General features: G+C 72.0%; 1 protein-coding gene. It reads right to left on the bottom strand.

Annotated features, from left to right (window positions below; translation table 11 throughout):
* Positions 1 to 976: thioredoxin-disulfide reductase (trxB, locus tag AB4030_RS22380; RefSeq protein WP_442281402.1), on the bottom strand; the 976-nt coding region annotated here is incomplete at both ends.

Genomic DNA, 976 nt, shown 5'->3' with positions numbered 1-976 from the left:
GGCGCCGACGGTGGCGCGGGGGTCGGGGATCGCGCCGGAGTCGGTCTCGTCGATGAGGGCGGCCTCGGCAGCGGCCTCGGCGGGGGTGGCGGTGTCCTCGAGGGCGGCGAGGTAGTGCTCGGCGTCGAGGGCGGCGGCGCAGCCGGAGCCSGCSGCSGTGATGGCCTGGCGGTAGGTGTGGTCGACGAGGTCGCCGCAGGCGAAGACGCCGGGCAGGTTGGTACGCGTGGAGCGGCCGTCGACGAGCACGTAGCCCGCGTCGTCGGTCTCGACGACACCCGTGACGAGCTCGTTGCGGGGGTCGTGGCCGATCGCGACGAAGAGACCGGTGATCGCGAGCTCGCGGGTGTCGCCGGTGACCGTGTCGCGCAGCGTGACACCGCTGAGCTTGCCCTCGCCGTGGATCTCGGCGACCTCGGAGTTCCACGCGAAGCGGATCTTGTCGTTCGCGTGGGCCCGGTCGGCCATGATCCTGCTCGCSCGCAGCTCGTCGCGGCGGTGGATGATCGTCACGGTGCGGGCGAACTTCGTCAGGAAGGTCGCCTCCTCGATGGCGGAGTCGCCGCCGCCGACGACGGCGATGTCCTGGTCGCGGAAGAAGAACCCGTCGCAGGTCGCGCACCACGAGACGCCGTGACCGGACAGCTCCTTCTCGCGGGGCAGRCCGAGCTCACGGTAGGCCGAGCCCATCGCGAGGATGACCGAGCGGGCCCGGTGGACCGTGCCCTCGCCGTCGGTGACGGTCTTGACGTCGCCGGTCAGGTCCACCGCGGTGACGTCGTCGGTGATCAGCTCGGCGCCGAAGCGCTCGGCCTGGGCGCGCATCTCGTCCATGAGGTCGGGTCCCATGATGCCGTCCTTGAAGCCGGGGAAGTTCTCGACCTCGGTCGTGTTCATCAGCGCGCCGCCAGCGGTCACGGCGCCCTCGAAGACGAGGGGCGCGAGGTTCGCGCGGGCCGCGTAGACGGCCGCGGTG

It is taken from the genome of Terrabacter sp. 2YAF2 (assembly GCF_052114705.1).
Classification (GTDB): domain Bacteria; phylum Actinomycetota; class Actinomycetes; order Actinomycetales; family Dermatophilaceae; genus Terrabacter.
Note: the sequence above shows the minus strand (reverse complement) of the source record. Positions and strands in the feature narration are given on the sequence as shown.